Origin of the sequence: Ureibacillus endophyticus, from assembly GCF_024159215.1 — a bacterium.
GTDB classification, from domain to species: Bacteria; Bacillota; Bacilli; order Bacillales_A; family Planococcaceae; genus Ureibacillus; species Ureibacillus endophyticus.
The window spans coordinates 2,079,227-2,097,444 of sequence record NZ_JAMYWW010000001.1 but is presented as its reverse complement, the minus strand read 5'-3'; the positions used below and the strand labels follow the sequence as shown (position 1 = coordinate 2,097,444).

Here is an 18,218-nt window from a genome sequence, read left to right as displayed (position 1 = left end):
ATGGCTTTTGAACCTTTTATGCAGTTGTTAAGAAGTGTACAGAAAAGACGAATTGGTGTAGGTGGGAGCGTCCAAAATTCTCAACAAATGGCCTACTTACGTCATTTACAAAAAGAAATAAATAAAGAGAATGCTATGTTAGTTCCCTTGCAAGAATTAAATGTTGTAGTGTTTGATATTGAAACAACGGGTTTTATTCCAGAAAAAGATTCGATTCTTTCTATTGGTGCAATCAAAATGAAAGGGTCAAGGATTATTGAGGAGGAACAGTTTTATTCTCTTATTTATTTTGATCAAACCATTCCAAAAGATATAGTAGAATTAACTGGGATTACAGATGACTTAGTACGTTCTGCTCCTAATATTGGTGATGTAATGATTAAGTTTTTTGAATTTACACAAGATGCAACACTTGTTGCACATCACGCATCCCATGAACGAAATTTCATGCAGTATTTTTCTAATAAAGTTTTTAAGACACCTTTAAAACATAGAATTGTTGATACATCATTTCTTTATAGAATTATCGAATCCAATTTTCAAAATATCTCATTAGAGAGCCTTTGTGAACATAATAAAATACCTATCATTGACCGTCATAATGCGTTAGCAGATGCAAAAATGACCGCGAAAATATGGAGCATTTATATCAATAAAGCAATTGAAATTGGTTGTGAAACGTTGGAAGATGTATACACACATTTCGCAAAACTCAAATACTGAAACTTAAAGGCTATGCAACTCAAGATTGCAGAGCCTTTTTGCATAATTATAAATTGTATTGAATAGTCAGAATTGTTTATGTACCCGGTACACCATTTTTGATTTCATCATCTACTTAAGCTATTATTATGTTACGAAGAATTAAAGTTTAGTAAAAAAGTAGGAATATAAGTGAATTGACATCAATCACTTATCAAATTATACTTGGTTACAAAAAGTAACTAATTTCGTAAAATATTATAGTCATAATTAAAACTAGATGGGTGATGATGGTATGGGGAATCTTTCGAAAACAAAAGAGATTTTAAAAAACAAAATGGACATTGTTCCATTTAATGATAAAGAAAATATTTGTATAGTTGGCCCAGTGAATTTACCAATTAAACAAGGTGAGTTCCAAACAACTTTTCAATGGTATACATGGTTAAATATTGATAAACAATATGCTACAAAAGAATTAATTTTAGATGCGATTGTAAATTTAGATTTAGCTTCTAAACAACAGTCTTCTGTTTTGATATATGGAGATTTTGAAAATCGTGATGATGCCATCATTCGCATGCATAGCATTTGCCATACTGGTGATATTTTTGGTAGTCAGCGTTGTGATTGTGGCTATCAGCTTCATGAATCAATGAAAATGATTGCAGACCATGGTTGTGGGGCAATCTTTTATTTAGCTAATCACGAAGGCCGTGGAATCGGGTTATTTTCAAAATCATTAGCGTACTTACTACAAGAGGAAGGTTTCGACACGGTTGAGGCAAATCACGCGTTAGGCTTTGAAGATGATACACGTAATTATGAGGAAGCCATTACTGTATTAGAAGCTTTACGTTCAAAACCGGTAACGTTAATTACTAATAATCCGAAAAAACTTAAAGCATTAAAAGAACATGGATTACTTGCTCACGATCATATTCCTTTATGGGGTGGAGTGACGGATACAAACCGCCATTACCTTGAAACAAAGGTGAAGAAATCTGGACATATTCCAGAACAGCAATTAATCGTCTAAGGAGTCGTAATGGTATGAAGACAGATACAGACTATATGCAGTTAGCACTAGATTTAGCTGCTTCAGCAAAGGGAAATACAAACCCGAATCCTGTTGTTGGGGCAGTTCTTGTAAAAAATGGGGTAATCGTTGGGACAGGCCTACATAGAAAAGCGGGTGAACCCCATGCAGAAGTACACGCATTCAATATGGCGGGACATCATGCAGAAGGCGCAACTTTATATGTCACATTAGAACCATGCTCTCACTATGGTAAAACACCACCATGTGCCAATTTAGTGAAGGAATCTAAAGTTAGTCGAGTGGTAGTTGCAACGATGGACCCAAATCCTTCTGTTGCTGGACGAGGAATCCAAATTATAAGAGATGCTGGGATAGAAGTAGAGGTTGGCTTGCTCGAAAAAGAAGCTAGAAAATTAAATGAACGTTTCATCCATAATATGTTGACGAATCGTCCCTTTGTTACATCGAAGTTTGCCATGACATTAGATGGAAAAATCGCAACGCATACTGGACACTCAAAATGGATTACAAGCGATGAGGCTAGACTTAAGGTACATGAATTACGTAATGAAGTGGATGGAATTTTAGTTGGTATTGGTACAGTTCTTGCAGACAATCCAGCACTTACGACACGACTCCCAAACCAACAGGGGAAAAACCCTACACGTATCATTTTAGATAGCGAACTAAAAATTCCTTTAACTGCTCAAGTAACTGACACATCGGTAGCACCGACGATCGTTGTATGTGGAAAAAATGCTGACCCTGCAAAAATTACGCAACTAAAAGAAAAAGGAATTCAGATTGTACAAGTTTCAAATCAAGATGGCCTAAACTTAGAGGAAATGCTTGATGAATTATATAAACTAGGAATTACAGATCTATTAGTAGAAGGTGGAGCAGAAATCAATGCTTCATTTTTAAAGGCAAAATTAATAAATAAATTCCTTGTTTATATTGCTCCAAAATTAATCGGTGGTCGAAATTCTAAATCCCCAATTACGGGACCAGATGTGGATACAATGGATGAAGCGCTCGATCTTGAATTTGAGAAAATTGAACAAATCGGAGTGGACTTACTCGTTACCGCTTATCCAAAGTCAGGTGAATAAAATGGAAATGAACTCAGATATTTGTATAGTCGGGGCCGGACCAGGCGGAGCATTGCTTGCTTATTTATTAGCGAAACAAGGTATGGAAGTCGTTTTACTTGAACGACATAAAGAAGTATTTAAAGAATTCCGAGGAGAACATTTAAATGAAGAAGGGGAAGCAATTTTAAAAAAGCATAACCTTTTTACGAAAATTGAAGAACTCGGGATGCTAAAAATGGAAACGTTAGAGTACTGGGAAAATGGAAAACTGTTTAAAACGATTTATCCTGATCTAGCGGTAGGGCACTTAGGCATCCATGTTCCACAAGCACACCTGTTAACAGTACTCATAAATGAAGCAAAAAAATATCCGAACTTCACGTTAATGACTGGAACAACTGTTAAGGATTTATTAAAAAATGAGTTAGGCAGTTATACAGGTGTTAAAGCTGTTCAAGATGGGAAAGAAATTATCATTCATTCTTTATTAACAATTGGTGCGGATGGCCGCTACTCTACAGTTCGTAAAAAAGCGGGAATAGATGTAGAAGTTCGTAAGCATGGGTATGACTTGCTATGGGCTAAAATTCCTGCACCACCAAATTGGGAACCATCTATTAAGATGGCTTTAATTGATGAAATGCAGCTTTCTCTATTTACCCAAGCAAAAGGGTTTATTCAAATCGGTTGGAATATTCGAGAAGGTTCTTACCCTGAATTGCGAAAACAACCTTTCACACCTTTTATTGAAAAATTAATTAAAGCATTCCCACAACTTAAACAAACTGTAAACGAACATATCAAATCTTGGAACGATTTTGTGTTGTTAGATGTGCATAGTAATTTTTCAGAGGAGTGGGGAAAAGAGGGACTAGCATTAATTGGTGATGCAGTCCATACAATGACGCCAACAGGAGCTTTTGGATTAAATAGTGCCCTTAAAGATGCAGACACATTAGCAACTTTATTAGCACACCATCGTATAACAGATTTAGATATATTAAATTGCGCAACACAACGTAAAAAAGAAGTAGAAAAATTACAAAAGATTCAAATTGAAAAAGAGCAAACTTTTGCTACTCAATTTGTTCTTTATTCATAAAGGGAGTAGAAAAGTGAGATTTGGTTTTGATATAGATGATACATTAATTAATTTACGTGAACATGCCTTTCATATATACAATAAAAAATTAAATCAAAATGTCAGCTTAGAAATTTTCCGAGAGCTTAAAACGCTTGAAATTCATGAAGCCTTTGGGTTAGATAAAGAACAAGGGAGTCAAATGTGGAATAGCTTACTTGAAGAGGTATACTTTACTGATTGTCCTGCCTTTGAAGGAGCAATTGAATTTGTAAATAAACTTGTTCAAGATGGTCATGAAGTCTTTTATATTACTTCTCGACCAGCAAAATATTGTCCGAACACAAGAGACTGGGTTGTTCAAAAAGGGTTCCCAGTGATTAATTCACATTTTTACTGTGGAATGCAGGACCATGAAAAAATAAAAATTATTAAAGAGCTTCAATTAGATTATTATTTTGACGATAAGCCTGCTGTTCTTGAAACTTTAAGTGATGTACCGACAAAAGTGTTTGTAAAGGATCAATCCTACAATCAACACGTAAATATCCCAAGAGTAAAGAGTTGGGTAGATTTTAAGTTTTAAGATAGATGTGGACATCTGAAAAAACATTTTTGAGTTGCCCACTTGCGAAGAAGATGTTGACAACTTATTGTGATTTCCACAGGAGTATTAATATTTTAGAAAGGGCTGTGCAGAAAGTCTTTCTACACAGCCCTACTACTAAACTCTCTTTTTTTGAGGGACAAAATAAAGAGTGTCGTACTAGTTTTCTATTTTATATCTGTTCATGAATACCTTGGAGGCAGCTTACTATTTCCCCGTAATAACCCCATAGAGTGTCTATCAGTAGTCATTTCAACATTAAAATAACCAAGTAACCCAGTAATATAGGAGTATTAATGTGAATATCACTGTTGGAGGAATGACAACAATTGTGACTTTAATATATTGCCACCAACTAAATTTTATTTTGCCTTCCCTTAAAATATGCATCCACATTAAAGTTGCAAGGGTTCCTATTGGGAGTAGTAGGGAACCGATGTCACTTCCGATTACGTTGGCTAAGTAGGCTACTTTTAATGAAAGAGGGTCTAGACCTAAATTGGTTAGTGTAATGGTTCCGACCATCAATGCTGGGTGATTATTAAATAGATTGGATAAAACAGAAAGGACAATGCCCATTAATACACTTGTATTTAATAGACTTCCTTGAACAATAGGACTCATTGTTGCAATGAGCCAGTCTGTTAATCCAATATTTGTTAACCCATAGATTATGACATACATACTAAAAGCAAATACGATAATATACCATGGGATTTTTTTTAGCATATCTACAGGGGGAATTTTTAAACTTACCCATCTCCAGCCAAGTAAGACTAGAGAGCCTAAAACTGCCATTACAGAGATTGGGATGGAGAAGAATGACGCAATGAAAAGACTTCCGCGAACGATAACAACAAATAGAAGGACATTTCGCATAAATTTATCGCGGTCCTTCTTTGTTTTTTGGAATGAACCTTGTTTAATTGGATGATAGGAAGGGAGCGTCATTCCTGTTACTTGTGAAGGTACGTGTTTTGGTAAAGCTTTTTTAAAATATAGGTAGAGGAGTCCAACAAGTAGTAAAAGTCCTATCGTAGCTGGTACAAACATCATAGCTGTTTGTGAATATAAACTCATATCTACAATTTTTAGTGAAATTAAATTGACAATATTACTTACCCCAATAGGAGCGCTCGATGCTGTTGCTATTAACCCCCCTGATAGTAAGTATGGTATTTTTTGTTGGTTTTTTAGCCCCATATTATTTAATAGCATAATTAGTATCGGTGTTGTAATTAATATACTTCCGTCGTTGTTAAAGAAAAGCGTCATCAGGAAGCACAAGAAATTGACATACCAAAATAATCGAATGCCTGATCCTTTTGCTTTCTCTGCCAGCTTCTCTGCAACCCAATTAAAGAATCCAAAGCTTTCTAACACAATTGCCATTACAATCGTTGCGATAATGGTAATTGCAGCATCACTAATTGTTTTTGTAATATAGAGTAAATCTGGGAAAGTCACAGTTCCACAAATAATGATAATAAAAGCACCAATTGTTGCAGGAATTGCTTCATTAATATTTCGAGGTCTCCATAGGATAAATCCTAAGGTCACAAGAAATGTAATGATAGTAATAATCGCTAATGGTTGCATAAAATCTCCCATTTCTGTTATAACATATAAAGTTGTTTGTTGGATTTCTTGGCAGTGTCCCTCCAAAAAGATTTTAGTGATGCTGTAACCATATAAATATGTAAAAAGTTCTAAAACCTTTAGTTTTTAACCTAAAGAGATACAAGTTTTACAGCGTTCAGTGCAATAAAAAAGATCCCGCTACATGCGAGATCATAAATGGAGAAGGGGATATTTCATTTAAGCAACTTTCTTAAACACATTAATAATAAACAGTATGATAGAAAGCGCAAATGCTAGACCGCCACCAGTAACACAAAGCTCAAATAGCCACATCGGAATACTATTTAATATAGGGACAAATAACATCCCAACCAAAAGAATTGGTAGCCCAATATTGTGTAAATAATACTGCCACATTGCTAGTTTTGTTCTTGCAGCATCTTTATAAATAGAATAAATAACTCCTATAAGACCTGTGGATAGCCAACCGACTACAAGAATATGTGCGTGCAATGTTTTCCATTGAAGTTGAATGGTATAATGCATGAATAAGCCATATGCAATGCCAATAATTAAATAAATGACAGCAAACTTAATCCATTTTGCACCCATTTAATACAACTCCTTTCTTACGATTAGTCAAGTATATTTAAGTTATTTCTTTTATTTTAATGAATTAGTTTTAGAAGGGAGGGGTACCCCTCCCTTCTAAAACTAATTTTTTCATGCCGAAAAAACCTAACGATTTTTATTTTTTTCGAAAGGTCTATATGATATAGTTGTATTACGTTTTATTACGATTTCTGAGCTGGTAGTGCGGACTCATAATCGTATAGGATTCCTCGTGTTAATAACTGAAAGGTCACTTTCAAAAATTTATTAACACAAGCTATCATCGCAACCTTATGAGGCTTTCTCTGAGGTTGCTTTTTTAATTTATAATAGTAATCCGCAAAATGATTGGGTTTTTCTTTTAACATAAGCATCCCTTGTATCATGAAATATAAAATTTTTCGCAAATGTTTATTCCCACGCTTATTGATTCGGTCCCGATATTGTGTGTTGCCAGATTGATAACGCATAATATCAATTCCTGCGTATGCATTTAATTGTTTCGCATTTTTAAAACGGCGAATATCACCGATTTCACCTATCAGACGACAAGCGGTTGAATCGCCCACACCAGGAATAGAACGTAATACAAGATATTCTTGACGTTCTTTTGATAACGTCTTCATCTGTTGGACAAGCGCTTCTTTTTTATCTTTCAATTCTGCAATCCGTATGGCGTAATCCTTTACTTGATCACATCGAACATCTGTCGGTTTAATGGCTGGATAACTATTTTGCGCTGCTTCGATTAGCTCAATTGCTTTTTTCTCTGCACGAGTAAGTGAAAGGTTCTTTTTTGTATTTGCCTTTAAATGATTTTTAATTACTGTTTTTGAATGGGCTAATACAAGTGCTGGATGTGGATACAGCTGCACGATATTTAAGAATAAAGCAGAACTTGGTGTAATGAGTTTTTCAAGCTCTGGGAAGCTCATATGCAAAATCGCATGCATCCGACTTTTAAGTAAAATTATTTCTTCATCCACTTCATCGTAATAACGTGTGAGAGCTCGCATCTGTTCATAATAATCCTCTTGAACGTATGTCGTTTCACGCTCCATTTTAAAGTGTGTTTTCGCTAATTCGTGTGCATCACTTACATCCGTCTTATGACGTCGCATTTTTGCCATTTGTAGGTTCGCTTCAAGCGGGTTCATCCGACTATATGTATAACCATGATTTTTTAAAAATGCTTCTACCGATTTCGAATAGACACCAGTTGCTTCAAAGACAATTTCAGGTGCTTGTCCATCAAACTTCGTTATTTCTTCAATACGATTATGTAATCGTTCAAAATCAACTCGGGTATGATTTAGTTCACCTTCATATTCACATTGTCGATATTGATTATACATAACTACCGAACTTTTCCCTTTACTCACATCTAACGCAATGACATGATTCATCATTCTATTCTCCTTTTTAGCCAATCATAGAAGTCCTCACATTGCCTTATCGATTCCACTTTCTTATACACGATCTCTTGGACCCAACATACTAAACTGATTCATATAAGGATGTGAAGTTAGCCGGTTTTTTTTACGGACTCTCATACGTCCCTGGAGCTGTTCGACTTTCCTTCACTTCTACTATAAAAAAATAGTAGCACAAACCATGGCCTTGGTTTGTACTACTAATGTTAGTATGTTTTATTTTATTCAAATCTTGTCCCTTCTCCAAACCTTCCATCTCTCTTTGTAATACATTATGACTTTCTGTCGAAGATTAGAACTTAGCGAAAATTATTGTCGAATACTTTTTATTGTAAAGGCTCTGTTACAGCATACTGTTGTTTTATAGTAAAAATAAAAGAGATTCAATCTGAACGAACCTCCTTTCGTAGAAATTATGAAATTAATTGAAAAAGAATTTGTAAATACTGTAACCTACAAAAATAATTAATAAAAACAATATCAAACCGCCTATTTCTTTCCAAGTCATTCCACTGGTGTTAGGCATACCACTTTGAGTTTGATTAAAAGAATCATTAAATGTTCCAGTAGGATGATTTTTTTGTTCTTCTTGCTGTAATCTCTCTTGTTCTTTTATAAATTTATTGTGTTTAGACATTTCGCCACCTCCTATGTGTTCTTATATTAATTATACGGATGATTAATAATTTAGTTTCATTTGAATTGTTAATTTTTAAATTAACTAACTGCTCCGAAAGAAATGTTTGAATTCGTTTTATTAATCGGATGAATACAACTTTCCACAGCAAATTTTCGAATACTATGACTATCCGTTGAAAATGATAGTATGTCTAAGAAATTGAAGTACGCCAAATAGTGTTGCAGATACTTCGTCGCAACACCTTTAAACCGTAATATCCATTGTTTTAAACGCTGATGATAATTGTTTACATTTTGTATATGGTAAATCCCCTTAGTTCTTTCCAAACCTGTTTTAAAGCGATAGTGAGGTAAACCAATTTCAGTTGCGTAGGTTTTAAATGCTCTCCACGCATCAGTACAAAGAATATTTGTGTCGTTCAATTTTGGAGAAATTATACCCCCTAATTGGGATTTTTGAATACGACCACGACCAAGCACCCCAACGAAAGTATTTTTCGTTCGGTCACGAGCAACTAAAACACACACTTGTTCTTTACTAATCCCTCTATATTGAGAACTTCCTCCACGTTTACGAGGCTTACGTCCTTGAATGTGACGACTACCTTTCTCTGAAAACAGGAAATACGTTTCATCTATTTCCACAATCCCATTGAATACATTAATATCAATTTGAGCAAGAGCAGACAGTATTTTATGTCGCCAAAAGAATAGAGTTGTATGAGAAATATCTTTCATTCTTTTAGCAGACTCACGAAGGCTTAAACCTAACAGCATACATTCAATAAACTCTAACCAACGATTCGCCTTCTTTAAACGGTAAATAGGTGTTGCATTCGTTTCGGTAAATGTCTTTGTACATTCTTTACAACGATACCGTTGACGCTTAATTTTTCGCAATCCATTAGTTGCTTCAAATTTGCCAAAACGAATAACATTGTTGCTTTGACAATGAGAACACACTAAACCTTCCTTTGTTTTAGATTCATTTATTTCTTGGAAAACAGGTCTTGTATCGAACATAGGTGTTATCAAGTATTTAAGATGATTTAAGACACGTTCTTTATCGTGTGCAGATAATAATTGAATTTCACGAATAATATCAGAAACTTTCATATTAAGCACCCCCAAATTGATAATTACATTAATTATAACAAGTACATATGTTCTGGTCAAAAAACAACAGTTTCATTAAACAGAGCCATTGTAAAAAGGAAACAACCTGTAGAATATGATAAAATTTAGTAACAACTATCGAGGTTACATTTCTGGAGGAAAGAACATGTCAAAGGCTCGGATAATTTTTCATGTAGATATGAATAGTTTTTATGCTTCTGTTGAGCAATCCTATAATCCGGAATTAAAAGGGAAAGCGATTGCCATTGCAGGAAATCCTAAAGAACGCCGTGGAATTATTGTTACAAGTTCTTATGAAGCAAGGGCAAAAGGCATTTATACAACCATGAATGTGGGAGAGGCTTTACGAAAATGTCCAGAACTGATTCTATTACCTCCAGATTTTCCGAAATATCGTCAAGCATCAAAAGCGATGTTTACCATCCTTAGAAGCTACACAGAATTGATCGAGCCTGTATCCATAGATGAGGGGTATATGGATATTACCGAATTATCTAAAGAGCGTCATCCTCTCGATATTGCGAAAGAAATTCAACTTCGTATTTTTAATGAGTTAGATTTGCCTTGCTCAATTGGGATAGCACCGAATAAATTTTTAGCGAAAACAGCATCTGATATGGAAAAGCCAATGGGAATCACTGTTTTAAGGAAAAGGGATGTGCCGAGCAAGTTGTGGCCATTACCTGTTATTGAGATGCATGGTGTTGGAGAAAGTACAGCGAAAAAACTAAATTCCATTAATATAAAAACGATAGGTGACCTAGCGAAAATTGAAGAAAGTGTCATACGACAACAATTAGGGAAAAATGGTGTTAGGCTGAGAGCGAGAGCGAATGGGGAAGACAGCAGAATAGTGGACCCAGAAGCAATTTATGAAACGAAAAGTGTAGGGAATTCCACAACTCTTCCCTTTGATGAAACAGATATCAAGGAATTAGAAAAAATCTTTGAAATGCTGGCAGGTAAAGTGGCGGAGCGATTAGAGGTAAAAAATCTTTGTGGTTCTACAATTAGCATTCAAATTCGAGATGCTAATTGGAATAATCATTCAAAAAGCAAAACGTTTCAAAACCCTATATATCAAAAAGAAGATATATTTGAGGAAGCCTTTAACCTCTTTCATAAAGCTTGGAATGGTGAGCCAGTTCGACTGTTAGGTATAACAGTTTCTAATGTTATAGATCGAAAACAATCTGTTCAGCAGCTGTCGATTTTTAATTTTGAAGAATATGCAAAACAAGAACCAATCTACGAACTTATTGATGAAATGGAACGGAAATTTGGTAAAGGTATACTTAAAAAGGGAGTAGAGATGGGTAAAAAACAAAGCTTTGCTTCAAAAACGAGTTTTAGTAAGGATTTTTTAGAAGATTTAAAGGAATAAATATTATAGTCAACTTCGGAGGTACAATCATTGCAACTACAATTTTTAGGTACGGGCGCGGGAATGCCATCCAAAGAGCGAAATACAAGTGCACTTGCATTAAGATTGTTGGAAGAGCGAGGGACGATTTGGCTTTTTGATTGTGGAGAAGCAACGCAACACCGTATATTACATACTACGATTCGACCACGTAAAATTGAAAAGGTTTTTATTACCCATTTACATGGTGACCATATTTTTGGATTACCAGGCTTATTAAGTTCCAGATCTTTTCTTGGGGGAGAAGATACGCTAACATTATACGGTCCAAAAGGGTTAAAGGAATGGGTTGAAAATACTTTTGCCATTTCAAATACACATATCACGTATCCAATTGAATATGTAGAAGTTCAGGACGGCATTGTGTTTGAAGATGAACAAATGATTGTAAAAGCAAAAGAACTTGAACATGTGATTCCATGCTTTGGATATCGGATTGAACAAAAACCTTTACCGGGTGAATTATTAATTGAGAAAGCTAGGGAATTGAATGTTCCAAAAGGGCCTCTGTTAGGAAAATTAAAAAATGGATTTGATGTAACATTAGTGGACGGTACGGTTGTCTATAGTAAAGATGTCACTTCACCACCGAAGAAGGGGTTTGTTGTGACGATATTAGGGGATACAAAATATTGTGAAAGTGCGATTGAATTAAGCCGAAATGCAGATATTGTTGTCCATGAGGCGACATTTGATCACTCTACCACTCACTTAGCAGCGAATTATGGACATTCGACTAATATTGAAGCAGCTACTATCGCAAAGGAAGCAAAAGCAAGAAATTTGATTTTAAATCATATAAGTGCCCGTTTTCTTGCAGAAGATTTACAAAAATTATTAATCGACGCAAGGAAAGTATTCGAAAATACTTTCATTTCAAAAGATTTTTCTCATTATCTTTGGAAAGATGAAAAAATAATAGAAGAATAACAAATTTTGATGGTAGAAACACCTTTTTTAGGTGTTTTTTTTAATGCTTTTGTGCAGAATAAAAAAGAACCAAAATTTTTGCTAAGTTAATTTACATTTCTTTTAGCAAAGATATACAGGACCGGATGAAATGAAGAAAGTTTTGAAGACTTTAGCGAGCATTCGAATAACGACAGGGAAATATAAATTATAAATAAGAACCAATTCTCTCTCTAATCGATATCAATTATAGTCGGAATATTATAGAAAAATATAGATTTTTCGAGTAATATTCGTTTATGATAGAGAATGGGGAGGGATATGATGAATCAACCGAAAATGAATCCTGCTGTGTTACGTCTTTTAGTAATATTTCCAAATGTACTAAGTTACATATTATTGTTTGGAGTAATTATTTATATAACAACAAACTATGCAAATTTAAAGGCTGCAAATGCATTAAATTTATGGCTAATTATTGCTGTAGTACTTGGACCAATGGCGATATATACAACATATTCAATTATTAAGAGAATAAAAGCAGGAGTTTTATAAAAGCTTAGTAGTAGTTTGGCAATATTATCACCCGGAAATATTGATTGCTTGATGGAAAATCTACTACGAGAAGTTCAAAATAATAGAATAAAAACAAAACGCGTGCGCAATTTTCAACAATTCGCACGCGTTTTTACTTATATTATGTTGATTTGTGTAAAAATTTGATATGAATTATATCAAGATATGCGTTTTTTCGACAAGGACAAATAGCGAAATGATGCATTTCCTAGGAAATATTACTGGATATTTAGAATATTCCGAATAGTAAGGAGATAATAGAAAAGTGATAATTTCGCTATTTTAGAAATAGCTATTCACCTTTAGCTAATTCGCGGGATCTTGCCTCAGCACTCTTAATACAAGCGGAAATTGCTTCAGTAAAATGATTATTTTCTAAAGCACGAATTCCTGCTTCCGTTGTACCACCTGGACTTGTTACTTTTCTCCGTAAAACATCAGGTTCTTCCTTCACTGATTGGAGCATTGCAGCTGACCCCGCAATCGTTTGAACCATTAGCTTACGTACAACTTCCTTCGATAAACCAAATTCAAGACCAACAGATTCCCAAGCTTCTAATAGATAGTACAAGTATGCTGGACCACTTCCTGAAAGTGCTGTAATTGCATGTAATTTATCTTCATCAACTTCGATGACAATACCAATTGCTTCTAGCATTTGTAAATATAAAGTTTTAAGCTCTTGTGTTACTTGCTCGTTAAAGGAAATTCCACTAGCAGACATTCCAATTGCAGCAGAAGTGTTTGGCATTACCCGTGCAATTGGTCTACTTCCTAATCCTTGTTCAATAGTTTCAATGGCAATTCCAGCTACTACAGATAAAATGGCTGTTTCCGGTTTTATAAAAGACTTAATTGTATCAAAAGCTGCTTTAACATCTTTTGGCTTCATTGCGAGGATAATTAAATCCATATTATAGATTTCATTATGTTCTTTTAAGATGTTAACACCATATTGATTTTGTAAATATTCTAATCTTTCATTATTTGAACGGTTAGTGACATATAGCTGATGAGCTGGAACAACTTCTTCTTCAACCCAACCATGAATTAAAGCTTCTGCCATTGACCCAGCACCAACAAATAAGATTTTTTGCATGAAATTCCCTCCATTAATAGATGTGTATGTTGTAACAATTCAACTATTCAAAGGACGAAATAAAAAAGCGCTCCGTCCTAAAACTAAGGACGAAAACGCTTGTAGTTTCCGCGGTACCACCTTTGTTTGCCAAATACTATGGCACAACTCATTAATCTCATTATCGCAGAGAATACGGCTATGTTTTCATAGCAGCTCCGAAGTAGGTTCAATGAACTTAGTGGGTTATGCTACTCACACCATATGCAGCACTCTCTTAAACCGTAAATTCATTTACTTGGCTTCATCATCGCTTAAAAAAATATTTTGAATTATTGAAATTATATTCACTCTTTTTATTTCTGTCAATATAAAGTCGTGACGAATTAGATAAAAAGGGATAAAATATGAACAGCAATTCATTATATGAGAATAAGTTCGGACTTAATTAGGGGGTTATACCATGGATATACATAAAATTATTTTACCAACTCCATATCCAGTAGGAGATGTAAATGCTTTTTTACTAAAAGGGGATTGTCTTACATTATTCGATGCTGGACCGAAGACAGAAGAAACCTTTGAGGCATTGAAATCTGGAATTCATGAAGCTGGATATAAAATGGAAGATGTCGAACAGGTCATCTTAACTCATCATCATCCTGATCATGCTGGGTGGGTAGATGCATTTCCTCAGGCACAGATATTAGGTCATGAATATGTGGACCATTGGTTGAAACAAACACCAGAATTTATTCATTATCGGAATGAGTTTTACAGAAAGCAGTTAAGATTACAAGGGGTTCCAGAACGTTATATTGAAAAAATTGTTCAAGTAAGAGATGAATTGGAAATGTTAGGTACGACACCATTAACGAAATATATTCAAGATGGAGAAGAGATCTCTGGCCATCCCGGATTAAAGGCTTATTATACACCAGGCCATGCTCAAAGCCATTTAATCTTTGTAGATGAAAAATCAAATGAAGCAATTGGTGGGGATTTATTATTAGAGCATATTGCATCAAATCCATTAGTTGAGCCACCAATCGATCTATCATTCGATCGCCCAAAATCCCTTGTTCAATATCATAACTCCTTAGAAATACTAAAAGATTTAAATATCTCTAAACTATATACGGGGCATGGTGGGGATTTAGTTAATATTAATCAACTTATTTCAATTCGTATAGAAAAAGATAAACATCGTGCAATGGAAGTATTGGAACTACTATCTACACCAAAGAACGTATTTGAATTAACAATGACTTTATATGCACAAGTGTTTAAAGAACAATTGGGTCTAACTTTGTCGAAAACAATTGGATATTTAGACTATTTAGAGAATGTAGGGGCCGTAAAAATTGAACTTATTGAAGGGGTTTTATACTATTCTCGTTTAACATAAAAATTCCCCATAGCAGGTGGGTGTAGTCCTGCTATGGGGGTTATTTTTATTGTGATAGGGATATGATCAATGAGTATAGAGAGTAATTAAATTAAGCTTTTTGTAAAGCATTAACAGTCATTAATGGACCAAAGAATTCATAATGAATGTTTTCGTTCGATACATTTAATTCTTTAGCAATTGAAATTACTGATTCCATGAATGGAGCTGGACCACACACGTAAACTTCAGTATTTGGTTGGATGAATGGAGCTAAGTCTTCTTTTTTGATGTAGCCTAATTCATCTGAATAGTGAATGCGGTATGTGCCGTTTAGTTCATCAATTTTCTTTTCAATTTGCTCTTTAAAAGCAACTGATTTGTTGTTACGTGCTGATTGATAGAATGTAACGTTACGTCCAAGTTCCATTGTTTGAAGCATAGTGTTTAATGGTGTAACACCAATACCACCGCTTACAAATAATACCGGATTATTGTTTTCTACTAAAGTGAATCCACCTGCTGGAGCACTTAATTCAACTGTATCGCCTTCATTAATTTCGTTGTGAAGGAATGTTGATACAACACCTGCTGGAGTATTTTCGTCTTCACGTTTAACTGAAATACGATATTCATTGTTGTTTGAAGGTTGAGATACAGTATAGTGACGGTTAGCAAAATACTCTGATCCAGTTGGTTTTACACGTACTGTTACATATTGACCAGGTTCAAATTCTGGTAATGGTTGTCCATCTTCTGGAACTAAATAGAATGAAGAAACTTCATCATTTTCAGCTACTTTTTTCGCTACTTTAAATGGTTTAAATAAACGCCATCCGCCATTCGCTTCTGCTTTTTGATATAAATCTTCTTCCACTGAAATGAATACATCAGCGATTACTCCATAAGCTTCTGCCCATGCATTGATGATTTCATCAGTTGCAGCATCTCCAAGAACTTCTTTAATAGCTCGTAGTAAGTTTTGACCAACGATTGGATAATGTTCAGGTAAGATACCTAACGCACGGTGTTTATGTGCAATTAACATTACAGCCGGTACGATTGCTTCTAGGTTATCGATATGAGCAGCTGCTGCATATACAGAATTTGCTAGAGCTGTTTGTTGACGGCCTTGTTGTTGGTTTGCGTGGTTGAAATAGTTTAATAATTGTGGGTTTTCAGCAAACATGTTTTTGTAAAATGTTTTTGTGATCGTTACTCCGTATTTTTCTAGTACTGGTACTGTTGATTTGATAATGTCGATTGTTTGTTGAGATAACATAAAATCACGTCCTTTTAAGTTTTGAAAGATTTAGTTAACGCTTACATGACTTACTATAAATCCAGAAAAGGTTAAAAGCAATATAATAAATACATCTTTAACAAAATAGACACAAATGTAGTATGTAAAATACATCTTTTAATAACTATCTAATAATGTACAATTTCAATATCGGTTATTTATTCAAAAAAATGTTATAATGTAAGAAGAAAGAGTGGTGTCGAATATGCGTTTAACTTTATATACAGATTATTCGTTACGTGTATTGCTTTATCTTGGAATAAAAGGTGAAGATCGATTGTCAACTATCCAAGAGATTGCGGATACTTATCATATTTCTAAAAATCATTTAATGAAGGTTACATACGATCTTGGTCAATTGGGGTTAATAGAAACAATCCGCGGTCGTGGAGGCGGCATTCGTTTAAATAAAAAACCAGAAGAAATCAACATCGGTCAAGTTGTAAGACATACAGAAGAAGATTTTCACATTGTTGAATGTTTTGATAGTAATAGTAATATGTGTAAAATTTCTCCTGCTTGTCGATTAAAATTTGCATTAAAGGAAGCTCTAACAGCTTATCTCGAAGTATTAGATGGTTATACATTGGCAGATTTTTTATTGTCAAAGGACGAAATGTATAAATTATTAGGAATAGAATAAGTATCGAATTTAGGATGTCTCTAGTGGGACATCCTTTTTTACTAACAATCAATAATATGTATTATGGAAACATTGAGAAAGGATTATCCATTTTATTATGAAAAATAAAAGTATCTTTATAACTGGGGCAACAAGTGGTATTGGACGACTAATTGCAGAAAACTGTTTAAAAAAAGGATTTGTTGTATATGGTACAGGTCGTGATGAAAATGCATTGCAAAGCTTAGCTCAATTAGGTGTACATGTTTTAAAAGCGGATTTATCAGAATTAGAAGAAATTGAAGACGTTTTTAATCTACTTCCATCTATAGATGTGGCAATTTTAAATGCTGGAGTAGGGTATTTTCAAAATGCCTTTGATTTAACAGATGACGAAATTAGTTCAATGATTGATGTGAATGTGAAAGCACCCATTTTATTAGCAAATCGATTTGCGAAAAAAATGATTGCCCAAAAGAACGGTCATATTATTTTTATTGGTTCACAAGCAGGCAAGGTTGCAACAAAAAAAGCAAGTGTATATGCTGCTTCAAAACATGCAATTACAGGTTTTTCCAATGGCTTAAGGATGGAACTTGCTCCATTTAATATTTCAGTGACCACTGTTTTTCCTGGACCAATCGATACGCCATTTATAAAAAAGGCGGATTCGACAAATACTTATCGAGCATCTATCGAACGTTTTTTATTAAAACCCGAGCATGTTGCAAAGGAAGTGATAAAAACGATTGATAAACCTGTAAGAGAAGTAAATCTTCCAAGATATATGTCAGTCACAAGTAAACTTTATGCAATAGCACCTGCATTAGTTGAAAAGCTAGGAAGTAGTTTTTTCAATAAAAAATGATACATGAACGAGTCGAAGTAAACATTATAAATATCTATGTTTTTATACTAATTGTAAAAGTCAAATTTTTTATTTAAATACACTTGTATTTCGTTTTATTACATGGTAATATTCGTGTATAAAC

18 protein-coding genes and 1 other annotated feature are annotated in these 18,218 nt (G+C 34.3%); of the genes, 11 read left to right on the top strand and 7 right to left on the bottom strand.

Annotation, left to right across the window (positions count from 1 at the left end; translation table 11 throughout):
* The 5 genes from NKR20_RS10265 to NKR20_RS10245 all read left to right on the top strand — a co-directional run bounded on the left by NKR20_RS10265 (position 1) and on the right by NKR20_RS10245 (position 4,505).
* Positions 1-723: an exonuclease domain-containing protein gene (locus NKR20_RS10265; protein ID WP_121215870.1), complete on the top strand. Its 723-nt coding sequence runs from the start codon at positions 1-3 to the stop codon at positions 721-723.
* Positions 724-982: 259 nt separating this feature from the next.
* Entirely contained in the window at positions 983-1,741 is a 759-nt protein-coding gene (locus NKR20_RS10260) for a GTP cyclohydrolase II (protein ID WP_419095287.1), read from the top strand.
* 14 nt (positions 1,742-1,755) lie between these two features.
* The gene (gene ribD, locus NKR20_RS10255; RefSeq protein WP_253426221.1) at positions 1,756-2,856 is read left to right on the top strand and encodes a bifunctional diaminohydroxyphosphoribosylaminopyrimidine deaminase/5-amino-6-(5-phosphoribosylamino)uracil reductase RibD; all 1,101 of its coding nucleotides are present in this window, start codon (positions 1,756-1,758) and stop codon (positions 2,854-2,856) included.
* A gap of 1 nt (position 2,857) precedes the next feature.
* Entirely contained in the window at positions 2,858-3,940 is a 1,083-nt protein-coding gene (locus tag NKR20_RS10250; RefSeq protein WP_253426218.1) for an FAD-dependent monooxygenase, read from the top strand.
* Positions 3,941-3,953: 13 nt separating this feature from the next.
* Positions 3,954-4,505, top strand: a complete 552-nt coding sequence (locus tag NKR20_RS10245) for a 5' nucleotidase, NT5C type (RefSeq protein ID WP_121215866.1) — start codon at positions 3,954-3,956, stop codon at positions 4,503-4,505.
* A gap of 279 nt (positions 4,506-4,784) precedes the next feature.
* On the opposite strand, the gene NKR20_RS10240 is transcribed toward NKR20_RS10245, so the two are convergent.
* The 5 genes from NKR20_RS10240 to NKR20_RS10220 all read right to left on the bottom strand — a co-directional run bounded on the left by NKR20_RS10240 (position 4,785) and on the right by NKR20_RS10220 (position 9,907).
* On the bottom strand, positions 4,785-6,137 hold the full coding sequence (locus NKR20_RS10240) for an arsenic transporter (protein ID WP_253426201.1): 1,353 nt from the start codon (positions 6,135-6,137) through the stop codon (positions 4,785-4,787).
* Positions 6,138-6,344: 207 nt separating this feature from the next.
* The gene (locus tag NKR20_RS10235) at positions 6,345-6,719 is read right to left on the bottom strand and encodes a hypothetical protein (RefSeq protein ID WP_253426198.1); all 375 of its coding nucleotides are present in this window, start codon (positions 6,717-6,719) and stop codon (positions 6,345-6,347) included.
* 182 nt (positions 6,720-6,901) lie between these two features.
* Positions 6,902-8,125, bottom strand: a complete 1,224-nt coding sequence (locus NKR20_RS10230) for an IS110 family RNA-guided transposase (RefSeq protein WP_121216054.1) — start codon at positions 8,123-8,125, stop codon at positions 6,902-6,904.
* 448 nt (positions 8,126-8,573) lie between these two features.
* Complete coding sequence (locus NKR20_RS10225; protein WP_253426195.1) at positions 8,574-8,789, bottom strand: DUF6366 family protein; 216 nt, start codon at positions 8,787-8,789, stop codon at positions 8,574-8,576.
* Between the two features lie 80 nt (positions 8,790-8,869).
* Positions 8,870-9,907 carry an IS1595 family transposase gene (locus tag NKR20_RS10220; RefSeq protein WP_253426183.1) on the bottom strand — a complete coding sequence of 346 codons (1,038 nt, stop codon included), beginning with the start codon at positions 9,905-9,907 and terminating at the stop codon, positions 8,870-8,872.
* 166 nt (positions 9,908-10,073) lie between these two features.
* On the opposite strand from NKR20_RS10220, the gene NKR20_RS10215 reads away from it, so the two are divergent.
* The 3 genes from NKR20_RS10215 (at position 10,074) to NKR20_RS10205 (ending at position 12,815) form a co-directional block, all read left to right on the top strand.
* Positions 10,074-11,312 carry a DNA polymerase IV gene (locus NKR20_RS10215; RefSeq protein ID WP_121213794.1) on the top strand — a complete coding sequence of 413 codons (1,239 nt, stop codon included), beginning with the start codon at positions 10,074-10,076 and terminating at the stop codon, positions 11,310-11,312.
* 30 nt (positions 11,313-11,342) lie between these two features.
* Positions 11,343-12,281, top strand: coding sequence for a ribonuclease Z (rnz, locus tag NKR20_RS10210; RefSeq protein ID WP_121213793.1), 939 nt, complete (start codon positions 11,343-11,345; stop codon positions 12,279-12,281).
* A 303-nt stretch (positions 12,282-12,584) separates the two neighbouring features.
* A complete protein-coding gene (locus NKR20_RS10205) occupies positions 12,585-12,815 on the top strand; it encodes an acyl-phosphate glycerol 3-phosphate acyltransferase (RefSeq protein ID WP_121213792.1) in 231 nt (76 codons plus the stop codon).
* 313 nt (positions 12,816-13,128) lie between these two features.
* Here the strand turns inward: NKR20_RS10205 and proC are convergent, their stop codons facing one another.
* Positions 13,129-13,935: a pyrroline-5-carboxylate reductase gene (gene proC, locus NKR20_RS10200; RefSeq protein ID WP_121213791.1), complete on the bottom strand. Its 807-nt coding sequence runs from the start codon at positions 13,933-13,935 to the stop codon at positions 13,129-13,131.
* An 82-nt stretch (positions 13,936-14,017) separates the two neighbouring features.
* Positions 14,018-14,234, bottom strand: a binding site (T-box leader).
* A 143-nt stretch (positions 14,235-14,377) separates the two neighbouring features.
* Between proC and NKR20_RS10195 the strand changes: the two genes are divergently transcribed.
* Positions 14,378-15,322 carry an MBL fold metallo-hydrolase gene (locus NKR20_RS10195; RefSeq protein ID WP_253426180.1) on the top strand — a complete coding sequence of 315 codons (945 nt, stop codon included), beginning with the start codon at positions 14,378-14,380 and terminating at the stop codon, positions 15,320-15,322.
* A 91-nt stretch (positions 15,323-15,413) separates the two neighbouring features.
* On the opposite strand, the gene hmpA is transcribed toward NKR20_RS10195, so the two are convergent.
* Positions 15,414-16,583: an NO-inducible flavohemoprotein gene (gene hmpA / locus NKR20_RS10190; protein ID WP_121213789.1), complete on the bottom strand. Its 1,170-nt coding sequence runs from the start codon at positions 16,581-16,583 to the stop codon at positions 15,414-15,416.
* A gap of 226 nt (positions 16,584-16,809) precedes the next feature.
* Between hmpA and NKR20_RS10185 the strand changes: the two genes are divergently transcribed.
* Both NKR20_RS10185 and NKR20_RS10180 read left to right on the top strand, forming a co-directional pair.
* Complete coding sequence (locus NKR20_RS10185; RefSeq protein WP_121213788.1) at positions 16,810-17,247, top strand: Rrf2 family transcriptional regulator; 438 nt, start codon at positions 16,810-16,812, stop codon at positions 17,245-17,247.
* Between the two features lie 97 nt (positions 17,248-17,344).
* Positions 17,345-18,094 (top strand): SDR family NAD(P)-dependent oxidoreductase, encoded by a 750-nt coding sequence (locus NKR20_RS10180; protein WP_121213787.1) that lies wholly within the window; start codon positions 17,345-17,347, stop codon positions 18,092-18,094.
* Positions 18,095-18,218 lie beyond the last annotated feature (124 nt).